7 protein-coding genes are annotated in these 23,318 nt (G+C 76.3%); all 7 read right to left on the bottom strand.

Annotated elements, in window-relative coordinates; translation table 11 throughout:
• Positions 1–4 precede the first annotated feature (4 nt).
• The 7 genes from RMN57_RS07690 to RMN57_RS07660 all read right to left on the bottom strand — a co-directional run bounded on the left by RMN57_RS07690 (position 5) and on the right by RMN57_RS07660 (position 23,293).
• On the bottom strand, positions 5–13,396 hold the full coding sequence (locus RMN57_RS07690; RefSeq protein ID WP_313762632.1) for a non-ribosomal peptide synthetase: 13,392 nt from the start codon (positions 13,394–13,396) through the stop codon (positions 5–7).
• A gap of 44 nt (positions 13,397–13,440) precedes the next feature.
• A complete protein-coding gene (locus tag RMN57_RS07685; protein ID WP_313762631.1) occupies positions 13,441–14,436 on the bottom strand; it encodes a TauD/TfdA family dioxygenase in 996 nt (331 codons plus the stop codon).
• Positions 14,437–14,443: 7 nt separating this feature from the next.
• Complete coding sequence (locus RMN57_RS07680) at positions 14,444–14,653, bottom strand: MbtH family protein (protein ID WP_313762630.1); 210 nt, start codon at positions 14,651–14,653, stop codon at positions 14,444–14,446.
• 134 nt (positions 14,654–14,787) lie between these two features.
• Entirely contained in the window at positions 14,788–15,975 is a 1,188-nt protein-coding gene (locus RMN57_RS07675) for a cytochrome P450 (protein ID WP_313762629.1), read from the bottom strand.
• A gap of 82 nt (positions 15,976–16,057) precedes the next feature.
• Positions 16,058–16,888, bottom strand: coding sequence for a thioesterase domain-containing protein (locus RMN57_RS07670; protein ID WP_313762628.1), 831 nt, complete (start codon positions 16,886–16,888; stop codon positions 16,058–16,060).
• Positions 16,885–18,714 carry a non-ribosomal peptide synthetase gene (locus tag RMN57_RS07665; protein WP_313762627.1) on the bottom strand — a complete coding sequence of 610 codons (1,830 nt, stop codon included), beginning with the start codon at positions 18,712–18,714 and terminating at the stop codon, positions 16,885–16,887. Before RMN57_RS07665 ends, RMN57_RS07670 begins: the two co-directional genes overlap by 4 nt.
• Positions 18,715–18,847: 133 nt before the next feature.
• A complete protein-coding gene (locus RMN57_RS07660; protein ID WP_345330163.1) occupies positions 18,848–23,293 on the bottom strand; it encodes an amino acid adenylation domain-containing protein in 4,446 nt (1,481 codons plus the stop codon).
• Between the last annotated feature and the right edge of the window lie 25 nt (positions 23,294–23,318).

Genomic DNA, 23,318 nt, shown 5'->3' with positions numbered 1-23,318 from the left:
CGGTCTACTCTCCAAGCTTCTGGGCGAGCACGGCGGCGATCCGTGCGACGGGCTCGGGCTGGGTCATCGCGCCGTGCTCGCACGCGACGCGGTGGTGCTCGATGCGGCCGTCGACGTACGGCCGCCAGGCCTCCTCGTAGGGCCAGTCCGCGGGCTTGCCGACGGTGGCGCCGAAGAAGACGGCGTCCCCGCGGTAGCGGTCCGGCACGTGCTCGGCCATCAGCTTGCGGTGGTGCTCGAAGACGTCGGGCAGGACGGCGGCGGCCTCGCCGAGCAGGGCGGTGAGGTCGGCCTGGCCGCGTCCGTCGGCCGGGTCGTAGCCGAGCGAGGCGAGCAGCTCGGCGAGGGTGTCCACGGGGTCGTCGGAGGGCGCGGCGGGGCGGGTGGTCCGGGCGGCCGGCGCGCCGTCCAGCAGGGCGAGCAGGGCGACCGCGCCGCCCTCGGCCTGGAGCCGGACGGCCATCGCCTGGGCGACCACCGCGCCGAAGGACCAGCCGAGCAGGTGGTAGGGCCCGTCCGGCTGGACGGCCCGGATCTGCCGCACGTAGTCCTCGGCGATCTCGGCGACGTCGGCGGGGGAGCCGCCGCGCAAGCCGCGGGCCTGGAGGCCGTAGACCGGCCGGTCGGCGCCGAGGTGGCGCAGCAGGCCGGAGTAGACCCAGCTGATGCCGGCGGCCGGGTGGACGCAGAACAGCGGGGCCTTGCCGCCGGTGCCGTCGGTGCGCCCGTTGCCGTCGCCGCGGTGCGGTGCGGCGGTGCGCAGCGGGAGCAGGACGTCCAGGGCGTCGGCCGCCGGGCCGGCGGCGTCGAGGCGGCGGGCCAGGCCGGCCACGGTCGGTGCTTCGAAGAGCGCCCGCATCCCGAGGTCGGCGCCGAGCGCGGCGCGGATCCGGCCGAGCAGCTTCATCGCCAGCAGCGAGTGGCCGCCGAGGTCGAAGAAGCCGTCGTCGACGGAGACCGCGGGCAGGCCGAGGACCTCGGCGAAGAGGCCGCAGAGCAGCTCCTCGCGGGCGGTCCGGGGTGCCCGTCCGGCGGGCGCGGCGGTGAAGTCCGGTGCGGGCAGGGCGCGGTGGTCGACCTTGCCGCTGGCGGTCAGGGGCAGGGCGGCGAGCGGGACGAACGCGGCCGGGAGCATGTACCCGGGCAGCGACTCGGCGGCGAAGGCGCGCAGGTCGGCCGGGTCGAGCGGGCCGTCGGCGACCACGTAGGCGACCAGCCGGGGACCGGCCGTGCCGTCCTCGCGGGCCACCACGGTGGCGGCCCGGACCAGCTGATGGGAAGTCAGCACGTGCTCGATCTCGCCGGGTTCGATCCGGAAGCCGCGGATCTTGACCTGGTGGTCGGTGCGGCCGAGGTAGTCGAGGCCGCCGTCCCGGGTGCGGCGGACCAGGTCGCCGGTGCGGTACATCCGGGCGCCGGGCGTGTACGGGTTCGCGACGAAGCGCTCGGCGGTCAGCGCGGGGCGGCCGAGGTAGCCGCGGGCCAGGCCGGCGCCGCTCAGGTAGAGCTCGCCGGGGACGCCGGCCGGGACCGGCGCCAGGTGCTCGTCCAGGACGAGGGCGCGGGTGCCGGGCACGGTCCGGCCGAGCGAGGGGCGCCCGGTGTCCGCGAACGGCTGGGTGAGGGCGTCGACGGTGGACTCGGTGGGGCCGTAGAGGTTGTGGCCGGCGGTGTGCGGGGCCTCGCGCAGGCGGGTCCAGAGGGCCTGGCCGACGGCCTCGCCGCCGAGCAGCACCAGCTGCGGCGCCGGGGCGTCCAACAGGCCCTCGTCCACGAGCAGTTCGGCGTAGGAGGGGGTGACCTCCAGGACGCCGATCCGCTCCGCGCGGACGTGCCCGACCAGTGCGGCGGCGTCGCGGCGGACGTCGTCGGCGACCAGGTGCAGTTCGTGGCCGGCGATCATCCAGAGCAGGCCGTCCCAGGAGGCGTCGAAGCAGAGCGAGGCGGTGAGGGCGACCCGGAGGCGGCCGTGGGCGCGTTCCGCCGCCCCGATCGGGCCGGCCCGGTGGGCGGCCAGCAGTGCGGCGATCGAACCGTGGTCCACCACCACGCCCTTGGGGCGGCCGGTGGAGCCGGAGGTGTAGATCACGTAGGCGGCGTCGGCCGCGGTGGCGCGCGGGGCCGGGTCGGCCGTGCCGGTTCCGCCGTCGGCGGGGTGGCGGGTATCGGCCCGGTCGAGGCGGTGGACGGGGAGGCCGTCCAGCAGCTCGGGCAGCGGCCAGCGGTCGTCGGTGAGGACGAGGGCGGGCGCGGCGTCGGCCAGCATGGCGGCGGTCCGGTCGGCCGGGTACTCGGCGTCCAGCGGGAGCGAGGCGGCGCCCGCCTTGAGCACCGCGAGCAGGGCGACCACGGTCTCGGCGGAGCGCGGCAGCGCCAGGGCGACCACCGCGTCCCGGCCGGCGCCCGCCGCGATCAGGCGGTGGGCGAGGCGGTCGGCGCGGGCGTCCAGCTCGGCGTAGGTCAGCGCGGTCGGGCCGGCGACCAGCGCGACGGCGTCCGGGGTGCGGGCGGCCTGCGCCTCGAACGCGGCCGGCAGCAGCGGCAGCCGGTCCGGCAGGCCGGGCCCGGGGGCCAGCAGTTCGGTGCGCTCGTCCTCGGCGAGCAGGTCGGCCCGGCCGATCGGCTGCGCGGGGTCGGCGGCCACCGCGGCGAGCAGGCGGCCGTAGCGGACGGCGATGGACTCGGCGGTCTCCCGGTCGAACAGGTCGGTCGCGAAGTCGATCGCGCACTCCAGGCCGGCGGGGGCGCCGTCGGCGTCGAAGGACTCGCCCATGCCGATGGAGAGGTCGAACTTGGCCGCGTACCCGCCGACCGGTTCGACCTCGGCCCGCAGGCCGGCCAGGTCGAGCGGCTCCGCGCCGGTGCCGCCCTGGAGCAGCAGCATCACCTGGAAGAGCGGGTGGCGGGCCAGCGAGCGGGCCGGGTTGAGCTCCTCGACCAGCCGCTCGAACGGCACGTCCTGGTGGGCGTGGGCGTCCAGCTGGGTCTCCCGGACCCGGCGCAGCAGGTCGGCGAAGTCCGGGTCGCCCGAAGTGTCGGTGCGCAGCACCAGGGTGTTGACGAAGAAGCCGACCAGGTCGTCCAGCGCCTCGTCCGAGCGGCCGGCGACCACCGAGCCGATCGGCACGTCGGTGCCGGCGCCGAGCCGGGTGAGCAGTGCGGCCAGCCCGGCCTGCAGCGTCATGAACATCGTCACCCGGTGCTCGCGGGCCAACTCGACCAGCGAGCGGTGGAGTTCGGCGCCGAGCGGGACGACCACCCGGTCCCCGCGGTGTCCGCTGTCGGCGCGCCGGGGCCGGTCCACCGGGAGTGCCAGCTCCTCGGGGAGGTCGGCCAGCACCTCGCGCCAGTGGGCGAGCTGACGGGAGATCAGGCTCTCCTGGTCGGCCTCGTCGCCGAGGAGTTCGCGCTGCCAGAGCGCGTAGTCGGCGTACTGGACCGGGAGCGGCTGCCAGGCCGGCGGCTCGCCGCCGAGGCGGGCGGCGTAGGCCTCGGCGAGGTCGGCGAGCAGCGGGCCCATCGACCAGCCGTCGCCGGCGCTGTGGTGCAGCACCAGGAGCAGCAGGTGCTCGTCCTCGGCGAGCGGGAGCAGGTGGGCCCGGATCGGCAGATCGGCGGCCAGGTCGAACGGGAGGCCTGCGCAGTCGGCCAGCGCGGCGGCGAGGTCGGCCGGCGCCCCGGTGCGGCGGTCGAGCGGGACGCGGGCCGCGGCGGGTTCGACGATCCGCTGGTGCGGCTCGCCGTCGTGCTCGGCGATCACGGTCCGCAGGCTCTCGTGCCGGGCGGCCAGGTCGCCGAGGGCGGCCGCCAGCGCGTCGGCGTCGACGGCGCCGGTCAGGCGCAGGGCGAGCGGGAGGTTGTAGAGGGCGCTCGGGCCCTCCATCCGGTCGATCAGCCAGAGCCGCCGCTGGGCGAAGGAGAGCGGCACCCGCTCGGGGCGCTCGGCGGCCGCGGTGAGCGGCAGGCGGGCCTCGGCGCCGTCCAGCCGCTGGGCCAGGCCGGCCACCGTCGGCGCCTCGAAGACGTCCCGGATGTCCAGCTCGGAGCCCAGCGCGGTACGGACCCGGCTGACCAGCTTGATGGCGAGCAGCGAGTGGCCGCCGAGGGTGAAGAAGTCGTCGTCGATGCCGACCGCGGCCAGGCCGAGGACCTCGGCGACGAGGCCGCAGAGCAGTTCCTCGCGGGCGGTGCGGGCGGCCCGCCCGCCGGCGAAGAGCCCGAAGTCCGGGGCGGGCAGGGCCCGCCGGTCGACCTTGCCGCTGCCGGTCAGCGGCAGCGCGGCGAGGGTGACCACGGCGGCCGGGACCATGTGGCCGGGCAGCGTCTCGGCGGCGAACCGCCGCAGTTCGAGCGCGAGTTCGGGGCTCGGTGCAGCCGTCGCGCAGTAGCCGACGAGCCGGCGGTCGCCGTCGGCCTCGTGCAGGACGACCACCGTCTGGCGGACGGCCTCGTGGCGGGTCAGTACCTGCTCGATCTCGCCCGGCTCGATCCGGAAGCCGCGCACCTTGACCTGGTGGTCGGTGCGGCCGAGGTAGTCGAGGCCGCCGTCCCGGGTGCGCCGGACGAGGTCGCCGGTGCGGTACATCCTGCTTCCGGCTTCGAACGGGTTCGCGACGAAACGCTCGGCGGTCAGGCCCGGGCGGCCGAGGTAGCCGCGGGCGAGGCTGTCTCCGGCCAGGTAGAGCTCACCGGGGACGCCGACGGGGACGGGGTTCAGGTGCTCGTCCAGGACGTGGGCGCGGGTACCGAGCACGGTGTGGCCCAGGGAGGGGCGCTCGGAGCCGGCGTAGGCCTGGAGCAGGGTGTCGACGGTGCACTCGGTGGGCCCGTACAGGTTGTGGCCGGTGGTGTGCGGGGCCTCGCGCAGCCGGGTCCAGAGCGCCTGGCCGATCGGCTCCCCGCCGAGCAGCACCACGCGCGGCGCGGGGGCGTCCAACAGGCCCTCGGCGATGAGCTGTTCGGCGTAGGACGGGGTGAGGTTGAGGGCGTCGACGCCGACCGCCCGCAGGTGCCGGACCAGCGCTGCCGGATCCCGGCGCAGATCGTTGCCGATCAGGTGCAGCTCGTGGCCGGCGACCATCCAGAGCAGGCTGTTCCACGAGGCGTCGAAGCAGAGCGAGGCGGTCAGCGCGGCGCGGAGCCGGCCGTGCATCCGCTCGGGCTCGCCGAAGGTCTCGGCCCGGTGCGCGGCCAGCAGCCCGGCGATCGAACCATGGCTCACCACCACGCCCTTGGGCAGGCCGGTGGAGCCGGAGGTGTAGATCACGTAGGCGGCGTGCGCCGGGCCGACCCGGACGGGGGGCGCGTCGGCGGGCTGCGCCGCCCACAGCTCCTCGTCGGTGCGCAGCACGCGCAGGCCGTCCAGGACGTCGGGCAGCGGCCAGCCGTCGGTGGTGAGCACCGCGGCGGGGCGGGCGTCGGCGAGCATGTGGGCGGTGCGCTCGCGCGGGTACTCGGCGTCCAGCGGCAGGAAGGCGGCGCCGGCCTTGAGCACCGCCAGCTGGGATACCACGGTGTCCACCGAGCGGGGCAGGGCGAGCGCGACCACCGACTCCGGGCCGACCCCGGCGGCCGCCAGGCCGTGCGCCAGGCGGTTGGCCCGGGCGTCCAGCTGGGCGTAGGTCAGCCGGGTGCCCTCGAAGACCAGGGCGGTCAGCCCGGGGGTCTGTGCGACGCGCTCGGCGAAGGCCGCCGGGACCAGCGGCAGGCCGGCCGGCAGCGGCCGGTGGCCGCCGAGCAGGGCGGCGCGCTCGTCCTCGGCGAGCAGGTCGACCCGGCCGATCGGCTGCGCCGGGTCGGCGGCCACGGCCGTGAGCAGGCGTCCGAAGCGGGCCGCCAGCGACTCGGCGGTCTCCCGGTCGAACAGGTCGGTGGCGTAGTCGATCGCGCAGTCCAGGCCGGCGGGTGCGCCGTCGGGCCCGAAGAACTCCTCCAGGGTCACGTTGAGGTCGAACTTGGCGACCCCGGTGCCGGCCGGCAGCGCCTCGGCGTGCAGCCCGGCCAGCTCCAACTCGGCCTCGGCGTTGGACTGCAGGACCATCGCCACCTGGAAGAGCGGGTGGCGGGCGAGCGAGCGGGCCGGGTTGAGCTCCTCGACCACCCGCTCGAACGGCACGTCCTGGTGGGCGTAGGCGCCGAGGCCGGTCTCCCGGACGCGGCCGAGCAGTTCGGCGAAGGCCGGGTCGCCCGAAGTGTCGGTGCGCAGCACCAGGGTGTTGATGAAGAAGCCGACCAGGTCGTCGAGTGCTTCGTCGGAGCGGCCGGCGACCACCGAGCCGATCGGCACGTCGGTGCCGGCGCCGAGCCGGGTGAGCAGCGCGGCCAGGGCGGCCTGGAAGGTCATGAACAGGGTGACCCGGTGCTCGCGTGACAACTCCACGAGCCGGCGGTGCAGTTCGGCGTCGATCGGCAGGGCCACCCGGTCGCCCCGGTGGTCGGAGCGGGTGCCGCGCGGGCGGTCCACCGGGAGTGCGAGCTCCTCGGGGAGGTCGGCCAGCGTCTCGCGCCAGTAGCTGAGCTGACGGGAGATCAGGCTCTCCTGGTCGGCCTCGTCGCCGAGGAGTTCGCGCTGCCAGAGCGCGTAGTCGGCGTACTGGACCGGCAGCGGCTGCCAGGCCGGCGGCTCGCCGCCGAGGCGGAGCGTGTAGGCCTCGGCGAGGTCGGCGAGCAGCGGGCCCATCGACCAGCCGTCGCCGGCGATGTGGTGCAGCGCGACCACCAGCACGTGGTGCTCGGGTGCGATCCGCAGCAGGGTGGCGCGGATCGGCGCCTCGGCGGCCAGGTCGAAGGGGCGCCGGGCGAGCCGGTCGACCTCGGCGTCCACCGACTCCGGTGCGCAGTCGAGCAGTTCGAGCGGAAGCGCCGCGGCGGGCGGCAGGATCCGCTGGTGCGGCTCGCCGTCGTGCTCGGCGATCACCGTGCGCAGGATCTCGTGCCGGCCGGCCAGGTCGCCGAGGGCGGCCGCCAGCGCGCCGGTGTCCGGCTCGCCGGTCAGGCGCAGGGCGAGCGGCATGTTGTAGAGCGCGCTCGGGCCCTCCATCCGGTCGATCAGCCAGAGCCGCTGCTGGGCGAAGGAGAGCGGCGTCCGCTCCGGCCGGGCGCGGTCGGCGGTGAGCGGGAGGCGGGCCTCGGCGCCGTCCAGCCGCTGGGCCAGGCCGGCCACCGTCGGCGCCTCGAAGACGTCCCGGATGCCCAACTCGGCGCCGAGGGCCGCGCGGACCCGGCTCAGCAGCTTGGTGGCGAGCAGCGAGTGGCCGCCGAGGGCGAAGAAGTCGTCGTCGACGGTGACGCCCTCGACGCCGAGGAGTTCGCCGAAGAGCCCGCAGAGGATCTCCTCGCGCGCCGTGCGGGGGGCCCGGCCGCCGGCGGTCGCGGTGAAGTCGGGGGCCGGCAGCGCGGCCCGGTCCAGCTTGCCGTTGACGGTCAGCGGCAGTTCGGCCAGCACCACCACGGCGGAGGGCACCATGTAGTCGGGCAGGGCGGCGCCGGCGTGGGCGCGCAGCGCGGCCGGGTCGAGGTCCGGGGTGCCGACGGCGTAGGCGACCAGCCGGGTACCGGCGGTGCCGTCCTCGTGCGGCAGCACGGCGGCCTGCAGGACGTCCGGGTGGGCGGTGAGGACGGCCTCGATCTCGCCGAGCTCGATCCGGAAGCCGCGCACCTTGACCTGGTGGTCGGTGCGGCCGAGGAACTCGATCGCGCCGTCGGGGCGGCGGCGGACCAGGTCGCCGGTGCGGTACATCCTCCCAGCTCCGGGCGTGTGCGGGTCGGCGACGAAGCGTTCGGCGGTCAGTGCGGGGCGGCCGAGGTAGCCGCGGGCCAGGCCGGCGCCGCTCAGGTAGAGCTCGCCGGGGACGCCGGCCGGCACCGGCCGCAGGGCCGCGTCCAGGACGTGGGCGCGCAGGTTGGGCAGCGGGCGGCCGATCAGCGGGCGCTCGGCACCGCCGAGCCGGTGGAACACCGCGTCGACGGTGCACTCGGTGGGGCCGTACATGTTGAGCGCCACGGTGTCCGGGGCGGTGGCCAGGGCGGTCCACAGGGCCTGGCCGACGGCCTCGCCGCCGACCATCACCAGCGCGGGCCGGCAGCGGGTCAGCAGGCCCTCCTCGACCAGCCGCTCGGCGTGGCCGGGGGTGAGGTCGAAGACGTCGAGGCCGGTCCGCTCGGCGTGGCGCACGACGGCGGCGGGGTCGCGGCGCAGCTCGTCGTCGAGCAGGTGGAGCTCGTGCCCGGCGACCATCCAGAGCAGCGATTCGAGCGCGGTGTCGAAGGACAGCGAGCCGACCTGGGCGAACCTGAACCGGCGTCCCGGGTGGGCCCGTTCGGCGGCGCCGACGGTCTCGGCGCGGTGGAAGGCGAGCAGGTTGGCGAGGCCGCCGTGGCGGACCACGACGCCCTTGGGGCGGCCGGTGGAGCCGGAGGTGTAGATGACGTAGGCGGCGTGGTCGGGGCCGATGTGCACCGGCAGGGCGCCGGTCGGCCGGTCGGCCCGGGCCGAGTCGTCGGCCCGGGCCCCGGCGTCGGCGGGGAGCACCGGCAGGCCGTCCAGGACGTCGGGCAGCGGCCAGCGGTCGGTGGTGAGCACCGCGGCCGGGCGGGCGTCGGCCAGCATGTGGGCGATCCGGTCCCGCGGGTACTCGGCGTCCAGCGGCAGGAAGGCGGCGCCGGCCTTGAGCACGGCGAGCACCGCGACCACCGACTCGGCCGAGCGGGGCAGCGCCAGGGCGACCACCGCGTCCGGCCCGACCCCGGCGGCCGCCAGGCGGTGCGCCAGCCGGTCGGCCCGGGCGTCCAGCTCGGCGTAGCTGAGCCGGGTCTCCCCGAAGACCAGGGCGACGGCCTCGGGCGTGGCGGCCGCCTGCGCGGCGAAGGCGGCCGGGACGAGGGTGTCGGCGCCCGGCCGGTCGGTGTCGTGCCAGCGGGCCAGGGCGGCCCGGCCGTCCTCGTCCAGCACCTCCAGGTCGGCGACCGGGCGGTGCGGGTCCGCGGCGACCTGCCGCAGGATCAGGGCGAGCGCGGCGGCGAGCCGCTCGGCGGTACTCCGCTCGAACAGGTCGGCGGCGAACTCCAGGCCGCCGTCCAGACCGGCCGGGGAGCCGTCCGGGTGGTGCCGTTCGGAGAGGTTGAGGGTGAGGTCGAAGGCGGTGGTGGGCAGGCCCAGCGGCTCGTACGCGGCGCGGGTGCCGGGGAACTCCGGGCCGCCGCCGGCGGTGTTGTCGAAGGCGATCATCACCTGGAAGAGCGGGTGCCGGGCCAGCGTGCGGGCCGGGTTGAGCTCCTCGACCAGCCGCTCGAACGGCACGTCCTGGTGCGCGTAGGCGGCCAGGTCGGCGTCCCGGACCCGGCCCAGCAGCTCGGCGAAGGCCGGCCGGCCGGAAAGGTCGGTGCGCAGCACCAGGGTGTTGGCGAAGAAGCCGACCAGCTCGTCCAGGGCCTCGTCCAGACGGCCGGCCAGCGGGGTGCCGATCGGCAGGTCCTCGCCGGCGCCGAAGCGGTGCAGCAGGGTGGCGAAGGCGGCCTGCAGCACCATGAACAGGGTCACCCCGTGCTCGGCGGCCAGCGTGGCCAGCCGGGCGTGCAGGGCCTCGTCCAGCTCCAGCGGGACGACGTCGCCGCGGTGCGAGGCGACCGGCGGGCGGGGGCGGTCCAGCGGGAGCGCCAGCTCGTCCGGCAGGCCGGCCAGGGCCTCGCGCCAGTGGGCGAGCTGACGGCCGAGCAGGCTCTCCGGGTCGGTGTCCGCGCCGAGCAGCCGGTGCTGCCAGAGGGTGTAGTCGGCGTACTGCACCGGCAGCGGCCGCCACACCGGCAGCTCGCCGCCCAGCCGGGCCGTGTAGGCCTCGGCGAGGTCGCGGAAGAGCGGGCGCAGCGACCAGCCGTCGCTGGCGATGTGGTGCATGACCAGGAGCAGGACGTGCTCGTCCGGGCCGACCGGCCGCAGGTAGGCGTGCAGCGGGACGTCGGCGGCCAGGTCGAAGGTGTGGCCGACCAGCTCCTCGGCCGGGCGGTCGGTGACCGTGAGCAGCGGCGCGGGCGGGGCGGCCAGCACCCGCTGGTGGGGGACGCCGTCGTGGGCGCCGAACACGGTGCGCAGGCTCTCGTGCCGCCCGACCACGTCGCCGAGGGCGCGTTCGAGGGCGGCGGCGTCGAGCGGGCCGGTCAGCCGCAGGGCGAGCGTGACGTTGTAGGTCGCGGCGGGGCCCTCGGCCTGGCCGAGGAACCAGAGCCGGCGCTGGGCGAAGGAGAGCGGCAGCCGCTCGGGCCGGGGCTCGGGGCGCAGCGCCGGGCGGGCCGGCCCGGTGGACAGACGGGCGGTGAGGGCGGCGACGGTCGGGGCCTGGAAGAGGTCGGCGATGGCCAGCTCGGCGCCGAGTTCGGCGCGGGCCCGGCCGACCAGGCGGGTGGCGAGCAGGGAGTGGCCGCCCAGCTCGAAGAAGTCGTCGTCGATGGTGATGCCCTCGATGCCGAGGATCTCGCCGAACAGCTCGCACAGGGCGCGCTCGCGCTCGTCGCGCGGGGCGCGGCCGGCCGAGTCGCCGCCGAGGTCGGGGGCGGGCAGGGCGCGGCGGTCGACCTTGCCGTTGGCGTTGAGCGGCAGCGCCGGCAGGACCAGGACGGCGGCGGGGACCATGTAGCCGGGGAGCGTCCGGGCGGCGAACTGCCGCAGCTCGGCGGCGAGTCCGGGGTCGTCGTCCGCGGCCGCGCAGTAGCCGACCAGCCGGGTGTCGCCGGGGCGGTCCTCGCGGGCGACGACGATGACCTGGCGGACGGCCGGGTGGCCGGAGAGGGCGGCCTCGATCTCGCCCAGTTCGATCCGGAAGCCGCGCACCTTGACCTGGCCGTCGATCCGGCCGAGGAACTCGATCGCGCCGTCCGCGCGGCGCCGCACCAGATCGCCGGTGCGGTACATACGGGCGCCGGTCGTGTACGGGTCGGCGACGAAGCGCTCGGCGGTCAGTCCGGGCCGGCGCCAGTAACCGCGGGCCAGGCCCGCCCCCGCGACGTACAGCTCGCCGGGCACACCGGGCGGCACCGGCCGCAGCCGGGCGTCCAGGACGTGGGCGCGCATGTTGTCGAGCGGGCCGCCGATCGGGGCCCGGGCGCCGGCCAGGTCGGCGGGGACGAGGTGGTGGTGGGTGGCGAAGGTGGTGGCCTCGGTGGGGCCGTAGACGTGGGCGAGCAGCAGGTCGGGGCAGTGGTCGAGGACCCGCTGCATCAGGGTGCCGGAGGCGGCCTCGCCGCCGGTCAGCACCACCCGCAGGGCGCGGAAGGTCTCCGGGGCCTGCTCGGCGACCAGGTCGAAGAGCGCCTTGGTGAGGAAGACCGCGGTGACGCCGTGCCGGGTGGCGACGGCGTGCAGCGCGGCGGCGTCCAGTCCGCCGGGCGGGGCGACGACCACGCTGTTGCCGGAGAGCAACGGCGTCCACAGCTCGTAGGTGGCGGCGTCGAAGGCGTGCGGGGAGTGCAGCAGGATCCGCTCGTGCCGGCCGTCCTGCCAGCGCCGGTCGGCGGCCAGGTCGACCACGTCCCGGTGCCGGACGGCGACGCCCTTGGGCGTGCCGGTGGAGCCGGAGGTGAACATCACGTAGGCGAGCCGGTCGGGGTGGACGGGCAGGCCGGGGTCGTGCCCGGGCGCGCCCGCCTCGTCGCCGGGGCGGACCACGGCGGCGGCGTGCGGGAAGCCCGGCTCGGCCCGGTCGGTGAGCAGGACGGGTGCGCCGGTGTCGGCGAGCAGCGCGGCCATCCGCTCGGGCGGCAGGCTCGCGTGCATCGGGACGTAGCAGCCGCCGGCCTTGAGCACCGCGAGGGTGGCGACGACCAGGTCGACCGAGCGCTCCATCAGCAGCGCGACCGGGCTCTCCGGGCCGACGCCGCAGGCGATCAGGTGGTGCGCGAGCCGGTTGGCACGGGTGTTGAGCTCGGCGTAGCCGACCGTGCCGCCGTCGTGGACCAGCGCGGCCGCGTCCGGGGTGCGGGCCGCCTGCGCCTCGAACAGCTCGGGCAGCGAGCCGGCTCGCACGGGCGCCGCGGTGGCGTTCCAGTCCTCCAGGATCCGGGCCCGCTCCTCGGCGCCGAGGACGTCCAGGGTGCCGATCGGGGCCTGCGGGTCGGCGGCCGCGGCCGCCAGCAGCCGACCGAGCCGCTCGAACAGGGTGGTCACGGCGGCCCGGTCGTACAGGTCGGCCGCGTACTCGACCGAGCCGGTCAGGCCGGCCGGGGCGCCGTCGGCGTCGCGCTGCTCGGTGATGCCGATGTTCAGGTCGAACTTGGCGACCCGCAGGCCGAGCGGCTCGGACTCCGACTCCAGCCCGGGCAGGCCGAGTTCGCCCTCCTCGTGGTTCTGCAGCACGAGCAGGGTCTGGAACAGCGGGTGGCGGCCGAGCGCGCGGGCCGGGTTGACCTCCTCGACCAGCCGCTCGAACGGCACGTCCTGGTGGGCGAAGGCGTCCAGCTGCGCCTCCCGGACCCGGTCGACGAGTTCGGCGAAGGACGGGTCGCCCGAGGTGTCGGTGCGCAGCACCAGGGTGTTGACGAAGAAGCCGACCAGGTCGTTCAGTGCCTCGTCCGACCGGCCCGCCACGCCGGTGCCGAGCGGGATGTCGGTGCCGGCGCCGAGCCGGGTGAACAGGGCGGCCAGGCCGGCCTGGAGGACGGCGAACAGGGTGGCGCGGTGCCGGCGGGCCAGGCCGAGCAGCGCGGCGTGCAGCTCCGGTCCGTAGCCGAACGCGACGGCGTCCGCGGCGCCGGTCGGGGCGGCCGGCCGGGGGCGGTCCACCGGCAGCTCAAGCTCCTCCGGGATGCCGGCCAGGGCTCCTCTCCAGTAGTCGAGTTGACGACTCATCAGGCTGTCCGGATCGGCCTCGTCGCCGAGGAGTTCGCGCTGCCAGAGCGCGTAGTCGGCGTACTGGACCGGCAGTGGCTCCCAGTCGGGGGCGGTGCCGGCCAACCGGGCCCGGTAGGCGGTGGCGAGGTCGCGCAGCAGCGGGCCGAGCGACCAGCCGTCGCCGGCGATGTGGTGGAGCACGACGAGCAGCACGTGCTCGGTCGGTGCGAGCGAGAAGACCGTGACCCGGATGGGCAGTTCGGCGCTCAGGTCGAAGGTTCCGGCGGCGGCCCGGTCCCGCAGGGCGGGGTAGTCCGCCGGCGTGCAGTCCACCGTCTCGAAGGAGGGCTGCGCCTGCGCGGACGGCAGGATCCGCTGCACCGGGACGCCCCCGTCCACCGGGAACACCGTGCGCAGGGCCTCGTGCCGGTCGACCACGTCCGCCGTCGCGGCGCGCAGCGCGGCGGCGTCGAGCGAACCGCGCAGGCGGACCGCGAACGGCAGGTTGTAGAGCGCGGTCGGTCCTTCGATCTGGTCGATCAGCCAGAGACGCTGTTGTGCGTACGAAACCGGGATCACGGTGCTTCCTCTGCTCACGTCATGGCGCGGTTGGTGGTGGGGCGTCAGGCGGGCACTGCCGTGGGCAGCACGGTGGGGCGGCAGTCCAGGACGTCGACCGGGCGGCCCATCGCGACGGCGATCTTCCGGTCGCCGCGGTACGGGTCGCGGCCGTGCGCGCAGAGCACGTTGTCGACCAGCATCACGTCGCCGACCTGCCAGGTCTCGCGGACGGTGGCGGCCTCGTAGGCGGCGTTCAGCGCGTCCACGTCCTCCCGGGAGAGCGGCTCGCCGTCCCCGAGGCCGGTGTTGAACGGCAGGCCGTCCGGGCCGAACTCGTCGACCATCGCCTCCCGGATGTCCGGGTCCAGCGACCACTCGTTCCAGAAGGCGAGGTGGTTGAACCAGACCTCCTCGCCGGTCTGCGGGTGGTGGATGGTGGCCGGCCGCAACTGGCTGGTGCGCAGGTTGCCGTCCGGCTGCCACTGCCAGGAGATGCCGTTCTCCTTGCAGTACAGCTCCACCTCGGCGTGGTCCTCGGTGCCGAAGGCGGTCCGCCAGCCGAGCGAGACGTAGTCCGAGTAGTTGCGGGTGAGCGTCCAGCCGGACGACCGGCCGCGGGCCGCCAGGTGCTCCGGCAGGTGGGCCAGGACCTTGCGGACGTCGGCGGTCGGGGTGGCGCCGCCCTCCTCGGGGGCGGTGAGGCAGGCGAAGAGCAGCCGGCCGGGGAAGGTCAGGGTGTAGCTGTTCTCGTTGTGCATCCGGATCGACTGGGCCGGCGGCAGGTCGGTCGACGAGAAAACGCCGTGGCCGAAGTCGCTGCGCGGGGTGGCCTTCTCCCGGTACGGGGTGGGCTCGGGGATCAGCACGTCGCGGACGGCGGCGACGTCCTCGGTGGAGGCCACCGGCAGGCCGCGCAGGAAGATCGTGCCGTGCTCGTGCAGCGCGGCGGTCAGCTCGGCCTCGTTCTCCTGCAGCCAGGCGCAGCCCTCGGCGAGGTCGGCGCCGGCCGGCACCCGGGTGAGGGCGGGGCGGCCGGGGGTCAGCTCCCAGGTCGGCATCGCGCGCTCACCGGTCCAGGGCGGCCAGCAGGCCGGCCGGGCGGATGTCGGTCCAGTTGGTCTCGATCCAGTCGAGGCACTCCTGGCGGGACGCCTCCCCGTGGACGCTGGTCCAGCCGGCCGGCACGTCGATCCAGACCGGCCAGAGCGAGTGCTGGTTCTCGTCGTTGACCAGCACCAGGTAGCCGGCGTTGTCGTCCTCGAACGGGTTGGTCATGATGCTCTCCTCGGTGTGGTGTGGACCGGTGGGGCGCGGCCCCCGGTGTGCTTCGAAGCTATCGGCGGCTCGGCGGCCGGAGCGGCACAAGGCCCGGCAGGTGGGCGGCAGTTAGCGCCTGCCCGTGCGCGCGGTCAGCGCGGGGTGAGCCGGACCGGGAAGCGGTCCAGGCCGAAGTTGATGATCGAGCGGTTGTACTCGACCGGACCGGCCGGCTCGATGGCGGCGGCCTTCTCCAGCGCCGCCGAGTACAGCGCGCTCAGCTCGGCCTTGGCCAGCGGGGCGCCGATGCAGTAGTGGGCGCCGAGCCCGAGGGCCAGGTGCTTGTTGGGCGAGCGGTCGAGCAGGATCTCCTCGGGCCGCTCGAAGGCCTCCGGGTCCCGGTTGGCCGACCAGACCCAGACCGCGACCCGGTCGCCGCGGCGGATCTGCCGCCCGGCCAGCTCGACGTCCCGGCTTGCGGTGCGCAGCGTGTGCAGGCCGACCGAGGTCCACCGCAGCAGCTCGTCCACGGCGGAGTCCATGTCGACCTCGCCCTGCTGGAGCCTGCGCCACAGGTCCGGGCGCTGGACCAGGGTGTGCAGGCCCATCGCGGCGGTGTGGCGGACCGTCTGGACGCCGCCGACCACGATGTTGTCCAGGTTGAGCACGACGTCCTCGACCGGCAGCAGCCGGCCGTTGACCTTGTAGGTCGCCATCATCGAGATCAGGTCGTCGCGCGGGTCGCTGCGGCGCAGCATCACCTGGTGCAGCAGGTACGGGATGAGCTGCTGGTGGCCGGCCCGGCGCTCCTCGGGGGTGCGGCCGAGGAAGGCCACGTCGCAGACCCGGACCACCATGTCGCGGTCCTTCTCGGGGACGTCCAGCAGGTCGCACATGACCGCCAGCGGCAGCGCGGAGACCACGTCGACGAGGTCCACCTCGCCCTGCTCGACGGCCCGGTCGAAGAGTTCGCCGGCCCGCTCGGCGATCGAGCGGGCGGCGCCGCGCACCCCGCCCTTGGAGAAGAACGGGTTGGCGGGGGCCCGCAGTTCGCGGTGCCGGGGCGGGTCGGTGAGGGCCATCATCCGGCCCGAGCCGACCGGCACCTTGCCCTGGCCCGAGCCCAGCAGCGAGCCGGACTCCGAGCTGAACACGGCGGCGTTGCGCAGCACGTCCGCGGACTCGCGGTACGTCAGCACCGACCAGACCGGGCCGTCGTCCACGGTCTCGGTGCGGTGGACCGGGGCGGTCCGGCGCAGTTCGGCGACCAGCGCCGGGGTGTCGGGGCGGGCCCACAGGGCCGGGTCGGTGAGGTCGACGGAGGTGGTGGTGGTCGTCAAGACTGCTCCCTGGGGGCGGCCTCGGGCCCGCGCCCGAGGGTCGGAGTGGGCGGGGCGGGGCGGGGCCGGGTGCGGTCGGCCCTCATGGGCGGGGCCGGACGGCGGGCCGCAGCGGCGGCCGGGCCGGCGCCGGGGCACGGACCCGGTCGGCCGCGGGCCGGGCCGGGGCGGCGGCCAGCAGCGAGGACAGCAGGGCCACCGGGCCGGGCCGGTCGACGGTGGCCAGCAGGTGCCCGCCGGGCAGGACGTGGTGGCCGAACGCGCCGCCGGTGAAGGCGGCCCAGCCGGTGAGGTCGGTGGTGCCGAGCATCGGGTCGTCGGCGCCGGCCAGTGCGTACAGCGCGGAGCCGATCGGCGGGTGCGGGCGGTGGCGGAAGGTGGCGCTGACCGCGAGGTCGGTGCGGATGCCGGACAGCGCCAGCTCGACCAGGTCCGGATCGGCCCGGACGAGCTCCTCCAGCCCGGTGAGGCGCAGGAGTTCGGTGGCGTCGAGGTCCTTGCCCTCCCGCTCGGCCCACTCCGCGGGGCACGGCGCGCCGGCGGCGACCACCAGGTCGGGGCGCCGGTCGGCGGGCAGCGCGCGGGCCACCTCGTAGGCCAGCAGGGCGCCGAAGCTCTGCCCGTAGAAGCCGAACCGGCCGCCGGCGAGGTGCGGGGTGATCGCCTCGACGACCGCCGCCACCAGGGTGTCGAAGTCCGGCGGCATCCGGTCCCGGCTGCGGCCGCCGCGGGCCGGCGGGCGCAGCGCCCAGACCTCGGCGGCCGGGGCGAGCGCCCGGGCCAGCGGGGTGAAGGCGGTGGCGTCGCCGCCGGCGTGCGGGAAGCAGAACAGCCGCAGTGGGCGGTGGGGTTGGGGCACGGGGACGAGGAACCAGTCGCCCTCGATCCGCGGCCGGGCGGCGGTGGCGCTCATCGGGCGGCCCGGCGGGCGGTCAGGGCGGGCCGCGGCGCGGCCGGGCCGGCCTCGGTGGCCCGGCGCACGGCGGCGGTGAACGCGGCCAGGTCGGCGGCGTCCAGCAGGTGCCGGAGCTGGAGTTCGACGTTCAGCTTGCGGCGCAGCAGGTGGACGACGCGCAGCGCGGCGAGCGAGTGGCCGCCGAGGGAGAGGAAGTCGTCGGTGGGCTCGACCGCGGGGACGCCCAGCACGGTCCGCCAGACCTCGGCGACCTGCTCGTCGATGCCGCCGGCCGGGGCGGCCTCCTCGGCGGCGGCCGGCGCGGGCAGCGCGCGGTGGTCGACCTTGCCGTTGGGGGTGAGCGGGAGGGCGTCCAGCACGGTCACCGTGGCGGGCACCAGGTGGGCGGGCAGGGTCCGGCGCAGCGCGACGAGCAGCGCGGCGGCGTCGGCCCCGGCTCCGGCGGTGGTGACGACGTAGCCGGCCAGCCGGAGGTCGCCGGGCGCGGCCTCGTGCACGGTGACCGCCGCGGCGGACACCCCGTCCAGGGCGGCCAGGGCGTGCTCGACCTCGCCGGGCTCGATCCGGAAGCCGCGCAGCTTGACCTGGCGGTCGACCCGGCCGACGTACTCCAGCAGGCCGTCCGCGGTGCGGCGGGCCTGGTCGCCGGTGCGGTACATCCGGGTGCCCGGCGTGAACGGGTCGGCCACGAAGCGGCCGGCGGTCAGCCCCGGGTGGCCCGGGTAGCCGTGCGCCACGCCCGGCCCGGCGAGGTACAGCTCGCCGACCGCCCCGGGCGCGGTGACCGGCGCCAGCCGGTCGTCCAGCAGGTGGGCGCGGACGCCGGGCAGCGGCTCGCCCAGGTGCGGGCCGGGGCCGGTGATCGGGGCGGTGATCGCGTCGACGGTGCACTCGGTGGGCCCGTACAGGTTGAACGCGTCGATGCCGCCGTCGGCCAGCTCGCGCCAGGTCCGTTCGGGGACCGGCTCGCCGCCCATGAACAGTCGCGGCACCCGGGCGCCGGCCAGCGGCTCGCGGAGCAGCTGCCAGTGCGAGGGCGTCAGGTCGAGGTCGGTGACGCCGTGCTCGGCCAGCAGGACGGCCAGGCGGGCCGGGTCGGCCCGGCGGGCGTCGTCGATCAGCACCAGGGTGTCGCCCCGGCAGATCCGGACCCACTGCTGGACGGAGGCGTCGAAGGAGACGCTGGCGTTCCAGCCGACCACGGCCGGCTCGGGCCGGTAGGCGCCGCTGCGCTCCAGGGCGGCGGCCAGGTGGGCGACGGCGCCGTGCGGCACCTCGACGCCCTTGGGGCGGCCGGTGGAGCCGGAGGTGTAGATGACGTAGGCGGAATCGAGCGGGTCCGGGGTGAAGTCGGGCGCGGCGTCGCCGGCGTCCACGCTCTGCGGCGCCCCGGCGTCCGGGCGGAGCACCGGCACGCCGGCCGGGACGGGCGGCGCGGCGTCGGTGCTGACCACGGCCGCGAGGCCGGCGTCGGCGGCCATGAAGGCGATCCGCTCGGCCGGGTAGGCCGGGTCGAGCGGGACGTACGCGGCGCCGGCCCGCCAGGCGGCGAGCAGCGCGACCGGCAGGTCGGCGGTGCGGGCCAGGTGGACGCCGACCCGGTCGCCGCGCCGCACGCCCCGGGCGCGCAGGGCGCGGGCGAGGGCGGCGGTCCGCCGGTCCAGGGCGGCGAAGTCGAGGCTGCCGTCGACGGCGTGCACGGCCGGCCGGTCGGGGTGGGCGGCGACGGCGGCGCGCAGCCGGGTGAGCAGGTCGGCGGGGGCGGCGGGGCCGGTGGGGCCGGTGGGCTGGACGGTGGCGGCCGGTTCGGCGGTGGTGGTCATTGCGGGGGTGCTCCTCGGTCGGGATGGGTGGTGGCGCGTCGGGGCCGACGCGGTCGTACGGGGTCGCGGGGTGCGGCCGGGGGCGGGCGGCCGGCCGGGCGCCCGGGTCGGGGCCGACCCGGGCGGCGTGGCGTCAGACCGACGCCGCCAGGGCCGCCAGGGCCGCCGCGTAGGCGTCGATGAACTCCTCGGCGGTGGCGTCGTCCACCACCGCCCGCTGGTGGTCCACGGCCAGCAGCACCCGGTCCGAGACCGGGTCCTGGATCAGCGAGGCGCCGAAGGCGAAGCTGTTGGGCTCGTGCCGCAGGGTGGGCTCGCAGCCGATCCGGCCGTCCTCGATCCGCGCCGAGCTGAGCCGGCCGAGGGCGTGGAACCGCAGGTAGCCGAACTGGCTGTCGAGCGCGGTGTCGGCCATCAGCCGGGCCAGCCGGGCGAACGGAACCCGGCGGTGCGGCATCACGTCCAGCTCCTCCCGGTGCACGTGCCGGACCAGCGCGGCGAGGTCCGCACCCGGTTCGGCCACCAGCGGGACGGTGTTGAGGAAGAGCCCGTAGACCTCGGTGCCGCCGAGCCGCTCCAGCCGGCCGTTCATCGCCAGGCCGGTGGTGACCCGCTCCCGCCCGGTGATCCGGGCCAGGGCGTGCAGGTGGGCCGCGAGCGCGACGGACTTGACCGGCACGGCGAGCGCGTCGGCGACGCCGCGCAGCTGCCGGGGGGCGTCCGGCAGCACCCGCTCGACCGTGCGCGGCAGGTCGTGGACGTCCTCGCTGCCGGGCCAGAGCTGGCCGGTGGCGCCGTCCAGCCGCTCGCGCCAGAAGGCCAGCGAGGCCGGCTCCTCGGCCGCCGCCCGCTCCACGGCGACGAAGTCGCGGAAGGCGGTGCGCGGCGGCGGGGTCGGCGCGGACGCCGGGTCGGCGGCCAGCGCGGAGTGCCGTTCGAGGATCTCGGTGAGCAGCGAGGTGAAGCTCCAGCCGTCCAGGATCGCGTGGTGCTCGGAGATGGTGAGCTGGAACGCGCTCGCCCCGAGCCGCTGCACGGTGATCCGGAACAGCGGCGGCTCGGCGAGGTCGAACGGCCGGTCCCGGTGGTCGGCGAAGACGGCCCGGACGGCCGCGTCCTGCGCCTGCTCGTCGGCCCCGCGCAGGTCGGCGAACTCGACCGGGGCGGGCAGCGTGCCGTGCACCAGCTGGAGCGGCTCGCCGTAGCCGGAGATGTCGAGGCCGGTGCGGAGCACGGCGTGCCGGGCCATCGCCTCGTTCACCGACCGGACGAAGGCGGTCTCGTCCAGATCGCCGGAGATCCGGTAGGAGTTGACGTTGTGGTAGCTGTCGGTGCCGCCGGCCACCTCCATGTGGAAGACCATGGACAGCTGCATCGAGACCATCGGGTAGGCGTCGACCACCTCGGGCGGCAGGTCGGCCCGGTCCTCCTCGGCGATCAGCGTGAACGGCCGGTCCGCCCCGGGGTCCGCCGCCACCGGGCAGGCCGCCGGCAGCAGCGCGGCGACGGTGGGGGCGTTGAAGACGTCCCGCAGGCTGACCTGCCAGCCGCGGTCGTGCAGCGCCCCGGCCAGCTGGACGGCGCGGATGGAGTCCCCGCCGAGGTGGAAGAAGTCGTCGTGGACGCCGATGCCGGGCAGGCCGAGCACCTCCGACCAGACGGCGGCGAACAGCTCCTCCTCCGGGGTGCGGGGCTCGACGTGCCGGCCGCGGGCGGCGGGCGCGGCCCGGCCGGGGGCGGGCAGCGCCGCCCGGTCGACCTTGCCGTTGACGGTGAGCGGCAGCGCGTCCAGCACGGTGACGCTCGCCGGGATCATGTACTCCGGCAGTGCGCGGCCCAGGAAGGCCCGCAGGTCGGCGGGCTCCCGCCCGGTGACGTACGCGGCGAGCCGGTCGTCGTGCACGGTGACCACGCAGGCGTCCACGTCCGGGTGGGCGGCGACGGCGTTCTCGATCTCGCCCAGCTCGATCCGGAAGCCGCGCAGCTTCACCTGGAAGTCCGCCCGGCCGACGTACTCCAGCCCGCCGCCGGGCAGCCGCCTGGCGACGTCGCCGGTCCGGTAGAGCCGGGCGCCGGGCGGGCCGTACGGGTCGGCCACGAAGCGGCCGGCGGTGAGGCCGGGGCGGCCCCAGTAGCCGTGGGCGAGGCTGCCGCCGCCGATGTACAGCTCGCCGGGCACGCCGGCCGGGCAGGGGCGCAGCCAGTCGTCCAGGACCGCCGCGGTGAGGTGCGGCATCGGCTCGCCGATCAGGCTCCGCTCGAAGCCCTCGCCGCCGTCGGCGACGTCGTGGACGGTGACGTGGACGGTGGTCTCGGTGATGCCGTAGAGGTTGCAGAGCCGGGCGGGCGGCAGCGGGTCGAGGCCGAACCAGCGCTGCACCACGCCGGGGTCGAGCGCCTCGCCGCCGAGCATGATCCAGCGCAGCTCGGGCAGGGCGCGCGGGTGGCGGCGCAGCGCCGGTTCGAGCTGGCGCAGCGCGGACGGGGTGAGGCAGAGGTGGGTGACCCGCTCCCGGTCGACGAGTTCGGCGAACTCGTCGGGCGAGCGGCTGGTCAGGTAGGGCACGACGACCAGCCGGGCGCCGTGCAGCAGGGCGCCCCAGAGCTCCCAGACGGTCCAGTCGAAGGCGTAGCTGTGGAAGAGCGTCCAGACCGCGTCGGGGCCGAAGCCGAAGTGCGGCCGGCCGGAGTCGAGCAGCCGGCTGACGTGCTCGTGGGCGACGGCCACGCCCTTGGGCCGACCGGTGGAGCCGGAGGTGAAGATGAGGTAGGCGACGTCGCCGGGGCGGCCGACGGCCGGCGGCCGGGTGGCGGGCAGGGCGGCGAGCTCCTCGGCGCCGGCCACCAGGTCGAGGGTCTGCCAGGGGCCTTCCGGGGCGCGGTCGGGCCGGTCGGTGACCACCACGGTGACGGCGGTGTCGCCGAAGACCAGGGCGGCCCGGTCGGCCGGGGCGGCCAGGTCGACCGGCACGTAGGCGGCGCCGGTCTTGAGCACGCCGAGGATCGCCGCGGGTACGGCCGCGGTGCGCTCCAGCAGCAGGCCGACCCGGTCGCCGGGGCGGACCCCGCGGGCGCGCAGCGCGTGCGCCAACCGGTTGGCGCGGCGGTCGAGTTCGGCGTAGTCGAGGGTGCCCTCCGGGTCGCTGACGGCGGGTCGGTCGCCGTGGGCATCGGCGGCCTGCTCGAAGAGGTGGTGCAGGCAGTGGCCCGGGTCGAGCCGGGCCGGGCGGTGCGGCGCCCCGGCGGAGGTGAGCCGGAGCACGGAGGCGTCCGGATCGGCGAGTGCGGCGTCCAGCAGCGCGGCGTAGTCCGCGGCGAGCCGGCGGACGGTACCGGGGTCGAAGAGGTCGCTGCTGTACTCGGCCTCGCCGCGCAGCTCGGTGCCCTCGCCGCCGTCGAAGACGGACCAGGTGAGGTCGAACTTGCTGGTGCCGTTGGAGCGGACGGTCCGCTCGGCGGTGGCCGCGCCGAGGACGAGCGGGGCGCGGTCCTCGGCGTGGGCGCCGAACACCACCTGGACCAGCGGCGGGTGCTGGGCGGTGCGGGCGGTGCCGAGTCGGTCGACCAGCTGGTCGAAGGGCACGTCGAGGTAGCCGAAGGCGTCGAAGGCGGCGTCCTGGACCTGCTCCAGCAGCGCGCGGAAGCCCGCTCCCGGCGAGAGCCGGATCCGCAGTGGCAGCAGGTTGACGAAGTAGCCGATCAGGTCGGCGAGTTCGGGCCGGTTGCGGGTGGTCACCGGGGTGCCGACGAGCAGGTCGTCGGCGCCGGTCCAGCGGCCGACCAGCAGCGCGAAGGCGGCCAGCTGGACGGTGAACGGGGTGACGCCCTCCTCCTCGGCGAGCGCGCGGACCCGGGCCGCGGTGCCGGGGGAGAGGTCGAACGGCTCGGTGGCGCCGCGTTGCCCGCGCTCGGCCGGGCGGGGCCGGTCGGTCGGCAGCTCCAGCAGGGTGGGAGCGCCGTCGAGCCGGTCCTTCCAGTAGGCCAGGTGCTCCTCGTAGGAGGTGTGCTGCTCCTCCCGTGCCCAGTCGGCGTACTGGGTGGCGAGCGCCGGCAGCCGCGGCTCCCGCTGCTCGGCCAGGGCGGCGTACAGCTCGACGAGTTCGCGCTCGAAGAGGTCGGCCGACCAGCCGTCCCAGACGATGTGGTGGACCACCAGCAGCAGGGTGGTGCGCTCGTCGGCGAGCCGGACGGCCTCGGCGCGCAGCAGCGGGCCGGCGGCCAGGTCGAACGGCTCGGTGGCCCGCTCGGCGAACAACCGGGCGGCGTGGTCGGGCCGTTCGGCCTCGGGCAGGCCGCGCAGGTCGGTGACGGCGAGCGGAACGGTGAGGCCGAGGTGGATCCGCTGGCGCGGGCCGTCGGGGTGCAGTGCGAAGGTGGTGCGCAGCGCCTCGTGCCGGGCCACCACGCCGTCCAGCGCCCGCTGCAGCAGGTCGAGGTCGAGCGGGCCGGTGACGTCGTACGTCCAGGGGGTGGTGTAGGTGGCGGCCTCCGGGTTCAACCGGTCGAGGAACCAGAGGCCGCGCTGCAGCCCTGACACGGGGGCGGTGCGGGCCGGGTCGGCGGACGGGCTCACGGCCATGTTCCCTTCGTTCGGGCGATCGGTC

Source organism: Kitasatospora sp. CM 4170 (assembly GCF_032110285.1).
Lineage (GTDB): Bacteria > Actinomycetota > Actinomycetes > Streptomycetales > Streptomycetaceae > Kitasatospora > Kitasatospora aburaviensis.
This window is presented reverse-complemented; position numbering and strand designations above follow the sequence as displayed.